Here is an 8,715-nt window from a genome sequence, read left to right as displayed (position 1 = left end):
TCCCTGACCCCGTCTGACCCTCAAAACACCCTTTCTGACCCTTGCTGACCTTCACAGGTACCGTTCTGGCCCTCAAAAGACCTTTGCTGACCCCCAGAAGACCCTTCCTGATCCCACGAGTGCCTTTTTATCGGGGCGGCAACGGTATCGAACGCCCGAAATGCCAGCTTACCGACTTGCCGCTGAGCCGTGCTTCGACCTGTCGTCCACGGTAGTTCTCGATGACACGCGACCAGTGCACCAGCGTGATATGCCTGCCGCTGTCGATCACGGCATAGCGCCCGGATGGGAGATCCACTGGTCTGAGATAGGTTCCGGATACCTGCCGCACGAAGGCGCGGTATTGTTTGCCCAGTGTTTTCGCCAGTTTGCCGCCGGCTTCGTCCAGTGACTGCCGCGCCAAAGCATCAAGTTGCACCTTGTCGATCACGAACTGCCCTTGAGAACTTCGGGCGAGTCCTTGCGCCAGCAGGAACTGCCGGCGTTTCGCGAGCGCCTCTGTTAGTGAATTACCGAATCCGGTGGCGCCGACGCCAGCATCATCGATTCGCTGATCAAGCCAGACATGGGATCGCGCTCTGATCTGGTCTTTGACAGGCATCGACGAGTGCACATCAACAGACACGCCACCGCCGTCTGCAGCCGCAACGCGTGTCAGATAATCGTCCGGAATGTGCCAGCTGCCATCTGCCTGACGCTCCACAAGGCCTTTGCGCCGCAAGCCTTCAAGCCGCCGCTTGTGCGCGGTCAGGAATGTATCAGACTGCGGACCATCACTCGCGATGTGCAAGTCGCGGGAATAGACGCCGCGATGTTTTTTCGCGATCCGGTCGATCGTCCTGTCGCTTGGTTTGGTTTTGCCACGGGACGGTGTGAGGGAGACGATGCCGCCTTTCCCCGGTAAGGCCTCATCTAGGTCAAGCTCCGCATACCAGTGCCGTCCGTCAGTGCCGGAGACGATCAGATATTTGTGGCTCTCACGGTCATCGCGCAGGCCGGTGGCGACAATTTCTCCCAACACGGGTCGCTGTGCCGAATTTGCCGGATCGAACACCTGTCGTTCCACCTCAGCCTTGTGCGCCCGCTGCATGGTCCGGATGATGTCGCCCCGCTCGCCCATACGGACCAGGGTTTCCTTGAGGTCCGGGCGGAGTCGCCAAGAGATGTTGTCAGCGTTCCGGGCCAGTCCCATGCCTTCGAGTGTTTTGAGACGGCCGAGCCGCAAATGGGTGCGGAACCGGTCATAGAGTGTTGCCGGTTTCAGGAGATGCACCTCGCCATCGACCGCCAGTGAGAGAAGATCACGGTCAAGACTGGTGAAGCGTTCCCTGTCAATTTCCTGATTCAGACTGGCCGCAATATCTCGCGCTTGGCGGGGCCCGAGTTCGCGCGTGAGATTTAACTCCGCCCGCTTGCGAAAGCCGTGTCGAATATAGTCGCGGGCAATCACCAGGTCTTTTTCCCGATCATCCTTGCCGCGCAGCACGATGTGTGTGTGCGGATGGCCGGTATTGAAATGATCGACCGCAATCCAGTCGAGCCTGGTATCGAGGTCCTGTTCAACACCGCGCATCAGATCACGCGTATAATCTTTCAGTGATGCTAGCTCCGTTCCATCTTCGGGCGAGACGATGATCCGGAACTGATGGCGGTCGTCCTTCGATTGATCGAGAAATGACAATCCATCGAGGTGATCATGCTCGGCACTGTAGAAATGGCCGTCAGGATCATCCGCACCGAAGTCCCGTTCCAACTTTCCTGCTTCCGCGTGATCATGCTCCTGCAGTACGGCAGCTTCGCGCTGAATATAGGAAAGATGGGCGCGCGCTCCAGCAAAGCTGGTAAAGCGCGCGGCTCCCTTGCCGAACACTGCGAGGCGCACTTTCACAATCACCCGGCGCCGATCCAGCCCGCGAAACCCGTGCATGGGCCGCGCGCCGAGCCCCCGGCCAGTCCGTCCACCGGTGAAGGTGCTCGATTTGTTTTTCAGCCGCCGCGACCCTCCTGCACGCTCAACCCGTGCCATCATCTGTTTGGTAAACCTGCGCGCTGGTTTGGTTCGGGTTTGCCTTATGTGCCCAGGCTTTGGGACGAACTCATCTTCAGCCATTGTCAGCACAACACCCTTTGAAGCCTCAAATACAAAAGGCTTCGACTAAACACGGTGTCATTCCGCAGGTAATGACGCCGAAAAAAGGACGTGCAGACACAAGTTTCGGCGTCGATGACGTCGTTGCTTCTATCTTGCCCTTCGGTCTGCTTCAAATTTGGGAGTGATGTTTTCGATTTTGAAAAGTCGATCATGACCTGGCTCTCCACATCAATCGATAAGTTCCGATCACAGAATCGATATGCACAGAGCCAAAATACCGACTGTCGAATGAGTGTGGATGCGCTCCTAATAGAAATATTTCGTCACTATCAAGAAGCTGGCACCCCTGCCAAACAGGTAACGAACGCCCCATTGAATCCATTGTCAGCGCAATAGCGGCAGGGTCTGTTCGGATAAAGATTTCCTCTTTAAGTCTGCAAGTTTGATCCCCCGAAACGGCTGCAACATATTTCATCAAGGGGACATTTTCCGGCAAAAATCCCCCTTCACTGAGTTGTTTACGATGTTCCGGGGGGACGGAAACGGCAACGATCACACCTCTTTGCACCCGGTATCCGGCATAGATATAAAGCCCGCGCTCTATACTTTTTGTATGATTCCAGATGAACATCGGTGGGATATGCGAGACCTGAACGGCACACAAAGCCACGATAACAAGGCAAGATGAGGATAGTATCGCGCATCTTTTCTTCATATACCGGCTCCGCCAGTTGATGTGTACATATGACCTTCAGACCATTTCTCCAGGTCATTAATGTGATACACAACGTGCCCCATATGCTTTCGATAGATTGGCCCTGTACCATCTATGCGCATACGTTTCATTGTGGTCACGGATAATCGCAGATAGTCTGCCGCTTCCTGAACGAGCAGATACGGACTGGCAGGAAATCTGCTATGATGATCACTTTTCTCCGGCATATTTTACTCAGACAATGAGCTCCTTAACTATGGGGAGCACCCGCATGTTGCGGCATTTGACCGTAAAAAATCAATGTTACATGTCTGAGATTATCTATGCTGTATGTTGAATACTTGCAAAATATGCAACCGGCTGAATCGCCTGATTTGAGCCATTCGATGATGTGGCTGCGGAATGAGAGTGATTATCCTAAGCCTTGCCTGAAATCGAAATGGCCCAGTATTTGCATATAATACAAATATTTTTAATCAAAAAACCGATTATATCGAGGTAGTTGAGTATAGATTTTGATCCTGTTTGGCAGGTTTTTCGGCAAAATCAAGGGAATTATCTCGTGATGGTTAAATGAGAAGCAATGACATGTCAGTTCATATCCTTAGGACAACCGGCACCAATGAAAGCTCCATCGACCAAAATCACCAGAGATAATTCTCATTCTGGAGAGATCATCAGGCTGATGCGTCAGACCCGGGGCATCGCGCAATCTGACGTATCAACTTTGCTACAATTACAAAACGTCCGTCATTTCGGTGTATCTCAAATATCACGATATGAGACGGGCCAGTCCAGAATGACAGTTGAACTGGCGACGCTGTTTTGCAGATTATATGGTTTTCATCCTGTGACGCTCGCCTTGTGCGAACTGAAAAATGACCCCGTATGGTGGCGTTGTATCCTGGCACTCGACCCCGGACGTTTCTTTGAAACGATTTTGACCAGTAGTTATCATATCTATGGCGAGACGATATCTGATTTGGAAGATGAGGATTTTCATGTGGCCTCCAGCCTCATACTCGCTTTGTTTGACGCAAGATTGTCCCCCCGTCGTCGAAAAAATAATAAGTATGATGAAATAATAAACTCATAAATACCCCGCCTCAAAATGAGGCGGGGTACTAAAAAGGGGATGACGCTCAATCCTGCGGATTCCACAGGATTGCCAGTACCTCTTCCTCATCCTGACCGGAAGCCGGGGCGAGATTTGCATAGAGTTTTGACGGACCAAGGGCCGGATGGGCAAAGGTCAGGGATATATATTCCCGGCCCGAATTTTTGCCCGTGCGCTTCCAGCCACCGCCGATTTCGCCAGCCCCGGTCCCTGCGTAAATTCGGAAGTCGGGTTGCCGCTCGGTGGCTTTGGTCTGGTTCGGCACGATACTGATCCGTGTTTTGAGGGTCAGCATGGCAAGCGTGCCTTCAAAACCGCCGGTTTCCTGTGATTTTACATATCCGAGTGCTTGTGCCATCTTTTTATCTCCTTTTGATGGAGCCGGAAGACCATCTCCCGGCCTGACACCGGACCGCCGCCACGGGCTGGCAGCATGGCAAACGTCACATCCGCAAAAAACTCAGAGGCCGGAACGCCAGTGAAGGACCGGCAGTCTCACAAATTTTGGTGCGCGAGGAAGTCCTGCCGACAGGCGGACGGGGAAAATTTTTGAGATTGCCGGTTTTGCCTGATGCCAGCCCGTGGCAGGTCCTATGGGTATTTCTGGCCGGGATGGTCTGATCCGTTTCCATCAAACCGAGAGGGAAAGCGCAAGCGCCGGACGTGTCAAAAGAGATCAGGACCTGACTGTTCGGTGCACCTTCCATAATCGCCCATCGCGCACACCAACTGCCGGAACTCCCAGTTCGAAGGCCCAACAGCCAACAATGTGCTTATTCCGCTATGTCGGATATCCTGCTGCGGCGTTCTGCCAGCGCGGCTGCGCGTTCGGACAAATACTGGCTGGCCGGAAAGGTAAACCAACGCGGCACCCATCCTGGCGGCAACGCCCTGCCGTTTTGTTCGCTAACCGCGTCGGCGAGGATTGATTTCTGGACCTTTGCTGTTTCCGTCAGATTGGCATTGGCCGTATCATCGCCCACGGTCTCAGCGACGAGGGCGTTGATCACCTGCTTGTCCCGCAGCACCTAAACAGGGCCGTCCACATATTTGGCGAATGTCTGCATCCGGCGGCAATGTAGACATTGAGTAGTATTTTCTACAGTGCTTTTATTGCAGTAGAAGTGCTTAATTTTTTTTCAAAATAATAATTATGAATTGTATGTAACTGTTAGAAGCAGCCTTTCCATTTAAAGAAGACGTCCTGTCTCTCCCAGTAGCCGACATTGAAGCCGCTGTTGCTTGGTACAGCTCTATGGGGAGCGAGTTCCGAGCAAAGGCCGTCAGACAATGGCTTGGTCGTATAGGGGTAAAAACCCTTTATATAGAACCAGGCAGCCCATGGGAGAACGGCTATAATGAATCGTTCAATGGTAAGTTGCGCGATGAATGCTTGAAATTAGAGCTCTTCAATCATCTGCGGGAAGCTAAAGTGATCATTGAGCAATGGCGACGCCAGTACAATACAATCCGTCCTCACACGTCTTTAGGTTATAGACCGCCAGTTCCCGAAACAATCCGCCCGGCCGATATGGCCTCCACTGTGTGGAGGTTCCGGCCAGATCGGCCTTCCATCGGAGGCAAAATCATGGTTACTTAAAAAATTACTGCGCCATCGGAGTTTCGTCAATGCAATGTGAAACAAACTTACTTGAGAACGGTGAAACAGTAGATCATCTGGTTGCAGACTGGACAAAACTGGCCGCGTCGACTTCTCATACAGTGTTCCAGGCCCCTGGCTGGATAAAGGCCTGGCTGCCGCTGGCAATTACCAGGGCAAAACTGACGGCCTTTCGAGTTTTTGATGATGACCTGGTTGCTTGTGCCATTGTTGGGCAAAACAAAGTAAGAAAACTCCCGGGCATCCATATACATGAGGTTAGGTTGAGCGAATCTGCGGACGATTTGCTGGACAGCATCTATGTTGAGTACAACCGACCACTTTGTAAACCGCGGTATCAGAGTATTTGCGACAGGTTAATCTTTAAGCAGCTGTTCGATAGCTTTCCAAATGTCGGTAGTTTTGTGTTTAGAAACATCGATAACAATACACGAGAGTCACTGCTCGAATGTACATACGATGTTGGATGGCCGTGCTACCTCGTTGAGGAAGGGTTCAGCTGGGCGACAGACTTGTCTACAGACGGTGAGGTAGAAAGCCCTCAGACTGCTCAGTTCAGCAAGAACACCAGAGCCCAATTGCAGCGTTCGATAAGGCTTTACACTGAAACAGAGCCGCTCACGGTCACTGAAGCGAAGGACACGGCTCAGCGACAGGAAATCTGGAAAAAACTAGCGGAGCTACATCAGGCAAGTTGGCAAAAACGCGGCAAGACGGGTGTTTTTGGCAATAGTGACTTCGTCGAATTTCATGAGCGCCTCATCACGGATAGTCCGGAACTGGTCAGCTTACTGGAAATCCGCGCTGGAGCAAAAACCATAGGATGCCTTTATAACCACATTCACGACGGTACCTCCAGCAGCTATCAGAGTGGCTTTCTGTATGAGGATGATAATCGCTTCAAGCCTGGATTGGTCTCCCATTATTTGGCGATGCGCCATTATGCGGATTTGGGATACACAGCTTATGACATGATGTACGGTGAGGCGCGGTACAAGCGCTCTTTAGGGAAGCAATATCAAAAATTAAGCACCATTGAGGTTACACCTCCTGGTTTGAGGCGGAACGCGATAAATTTTCTCAAGACCTTAAAAGGGGGAACATTTCCGCGGATACAATATGGCAGCTAACCTGCGTCAATGGGTTGAGCCGATGTTTGAAATGCGGGCTTGAGTGAAGAAATGTATGTCAGAGCAATGTTTTAAATGCATACCACTGACCAGCGCCTCAGTCAGGGCGTTGGAGGAAGGCTGGGGTGATCTCGCAAATGTCGCTGAAACCCCCAACCTTTTCCTTGAACCAAAATGTGTTGCCGCTGCCCTGTCATTATATGACGGCAGAGACGTTGAAATTATTTATGCCTCCCACGAACAGAAAATGATTTTTCTTTCATTGATGGAGGGGGCCAAGGGATACGCGAAGCTACCGGTGTCTTTTTGCCAAGCGGCAGCGCATACACATGCCTATCTAGCACACCCTCTCGTCAGAAAAGGCTACGAAGAAGAGGCCGCGATGCTTTTTTGTCAGTGGATCGATTCAACGAGAAAGCGATTTTGTTTCCTCAAAAATGTCGTCCTTGAAAGCAATTTTCTCACAGCATTATCTGAAGTTTGCACCGCTCAGCGCAGAGTATACTCAGTGCCAGTAGCTTTTAGTCGAGCCGCGATCAGGTATCACGGTGACTACGACACTTACCTCAATTCAACCTTAAGCAAAAAGAGACGAAAAAATATCGGGCGATTGTATCGTCGGCTTGAAGAGAGGGGACCTGTGTCATTTCAGCAATGGGACGCTTCGGCAGACATCGATACATGGCTGACAGACTTTTTGGAGATGGAAAATACAGGCTGGAAGAAAGAAAACGGAACGGCAATTTTATGTCGTGAGGCGGACATAAACTTTTTTGAAATACTCGTTAAAGATGCAGCTACTCAAGGCAATCTCCGGTTTTCGCGTCTTCTTTGTGGCAAAGAGGCAATTGCCTATGCCCTTGATATTGTCTCAACCAACGAAGCTTTTGCACTCAAGGTCGCCTATGATCCCGCCTTTGCGGACTATTCGCCCGGCGCTCTATTGGAAGTAGAGGTTCTAAAAAGACACATTGCCGATCCGCAAATCTCTTGCGTGGATTCTTGTACTACAGCTGACAACTCTTTGGTCAATAGCCTATGGGGTGAGCGCAAAGAGATTGGCTCCCTCCTTATCGGGAGTGACGCAGGTTTGTCTGGTATGATAACCCGAATGTTGGTAGCTCTTGAAAGTCTTGCATCTATAGTTCGGGTGAAAATAGAAAAACTGTTCAGGCGAGTAAATGGCATACTTTAGCTCAAATCAGTTGGATCACTTTGCGGCTGGTTATCCCAACACACCGACCAGTTTCCGACATAATCTTGAAGACCACCCGCTTTTAAAGGTTGAGCGCCTGGCACAGTTGGCAAATTCCCTGCCGGAAGATCAACTGGAATATAACTTGGGCGCGATCGATATTGATCAGTCGGATTGGAAAAACACGCCGGGAACCGGCTTGAGTGTTGAGGATACGTTACAGAACATCAATGTAAGTGGTTCGTGGGTCGCTTTGCGCAATATCGAATCAGATACTCAATATAAAGAATTAATGATGGCCTGTTTGGAACCCGTGTTCCCGGCAGTGGAGGCTTTGAGAGGAAAAGCATACAGGCCAGAAGGATTTATTTTCGTGTCGTCCCCGGATGCAATTACACCCTTTCACTTTGATCCAGAGCATAACATTCTGATGCAGATCCGGGGAGAGAAGGCAATGACAGTTTTCCCATCGGCTCATGAACGTATTGTCTCACCGGAACAGCACGAAACCTATCATCTTGGAGGCCATTGCAATCTTGAGTATGCAGACGAAATGGCGGCGCATGGAAAAACTTTTTCTTTGACGCCTGGCGATGCGCTTTATGTTCCGGTCAAGGCGCCGCATTGGGTTCGGAACGGCAAGGAAGTATCAATTTCCTTGTCCGTTACCTGGCGGTCGGAAGCAAGCGAACGGGTAAGGCGTATATATCTGATAAACGCAAAACTGCGCCGACTTGGTATGAAGCCTGGACTTGCCGACAAAAACAAAAAAAAGGATTTGGTCAAGAACCTGACCGGCAAGGTGCTCAGTCGCGTTGGAGTTCTTTAGCTCTTGATCGAGGCGC

9 protein-coding genes and 1 pseudogene are annotated in these 8,715 nt (G+C 50.9%); 5 read left to right on the top strand and 5 right to left on the bottom strand.

The features are described from left to right. Window positions 1-127 precede the first annotated feature (127 nt). The 3 genes from RAL90_RS04420 to RAL90_RS04410 all read right to left on the bottom strand — a co-directional run bounded on the left by RAL90_RS04420 (window position 128) and on the right by RAL90_RS04410 (window position 3,034). On the bottom strand, window positions 128-2,029 hold the full coding sequence (locus RAL90_RS04420; RefSeq protein ID WP_306253312.1) for a DUF3363 domain-containing protein: 1,902 nt from the start codon (window positions 2,027-2,029) through the stop codon (window positions 128-130). A gap of 271 nt (window positions 2,030-2,300) precedes the next feature. Further along, window positions 2,301-2,807, bottom strand: a complete 507-nt coding sequence (locus tag RAL90_RS04415; protein WP_306253311.1) for a S26 family signal peptidase — start codon at window positions 2,805-2,807, stop codon at window positions 2,301-2,303. Beyond that, window positions 2,804-3,034, bottom strand: a complete 231-nt coding sequence (locus tag RAL90_RS04410) for a helix-turn-helix domain-containing protein (protein ID WP_306253310.1) — start codon at window positions 3,032-3,034, stop codon at window positions 2,804-2,806. Before RAL90_RS04410 ends, RAL90_RS04415 begins: the two co-directional genes overlap by 4 nt. A gap of 395 nt (window positions 3,035-3,429) precedes the next feature. Here RAL90_RS04410 and RAL90_RS04405 point away from each other — a divergent pair, with 395 nt between their 5' ends. Then, window positions 3,430-3,903, top strand: coding sequence for a helix-turn-helix transcriptional regulator (locus RAL90_RS04405; protein ID WP_306253309.1), 474 nt, complete (start codon window positions 3,430-3,432; stop codon window positions 3,901-3,903). Window positions 3,904-3,949: 46 nt separating this feature from the next. Here RAL90_RS04405 and RAL90_RS04400 read toward each other — a convergent pair whose 3' ends face one another. Together RAL90_RS04400 and RAL90_RS04395 are read right to left on the bottom strand one after the other, a co-directional pair. Next, on the bottom strand, window positions 3,950-4,282 hold the full coding sequence (locus tag RAL90_RS04400; protein ID WP_306253308.1) for a DUF736 family protein: 333 nt from the start codon (window positions 4,280-4,282) through the stop codon (window positions 3,950-3,952). Between the two features lie 415 nt (window positions 4,283-4,697). Next, the gene (locus RAL90_RS04395; RefSeq protein ID WP_306253307.1) at window positions 4,698-4,934 is read right to left on the bottom strand and encodes a hypothetical protein; all 237 of its coding nucleotides are present in this window, start codon (window positions 4,932-4,934) and stop codon (window positions 4,698-4,700) included. Between the two features lie 239 nt (window positions 4,935-5,173). Between RAL90_RS04395 and RAL90_RS04390 the strand changes: the two are divergent. The 4 genes and pseudogenes from RAL90_RS04390 to RAL90_RS04375 form a co-directional block, all read left to right on the top strand. Continuing rightward, window positions 5,174-5,524: pseudogene (locus RAL90_RS04390) on the top strand (integrase core domain-containing protein); the annotation flags it as partial. A 29-nt stretch (window positions 5,525-5,553) separates the two neighbouring features. Then, the gene (locus RAL90_RS04385) at window positions 5,554-6,675 is read left to right on the top strand and encodes a GNAT family N-acetyltransferase (protein WP_306253306.1); all 1,122 of its coding nucleotides are present in this window, start codon (window positions 5,554-5,556) and stop codon (window positions 6,673-6,675) included. A gap of 55 nt (window positions 6,676-6,730) precedes the next feature. Continuing rightward, window positions 6,731-7,870: a GNAT family N-acetyltransferase gene (locus tag RAL90_RS04380; RefSeq protein ID WP_306253305.1), complete on the top strand. Its 1,140-nt coding sequence runs from the start codon at window positions 6,731-6,733 to the stop codon at window positions 7,868-7,870. After that, entirely contained in the window at window positions 7,857-8,699 is an 843-nt protein-coding gene (locus RAL90_RS04375) for a cupin-like domain-containing protein (RefSeq protein WP_306253304.1), read from the top strand. The genes RAL90_RS04380 and RAL90_RS04375 overlap by 14 nt, the downstream gene beginning before the upstream one ends. Window positions 8,700-8,715 lie beyond the last annotated feature (16 nt).

Origin of the sequence: Parvularcula sp. IMCC14364 (assembly GCF_030758415.1) — a bacterium.
Taxonomy (GTDB): Bacteria; Pseudomonadota; Alphaproteobacteria; order Caulobacterales; family Parvularculaceae; genus Aquisalinus.
The sequence above is the reverse complement of the archived record's forward strand: the minus strand, read 5'-3'. Positions and strand labels throughout refer to the sequence as shown.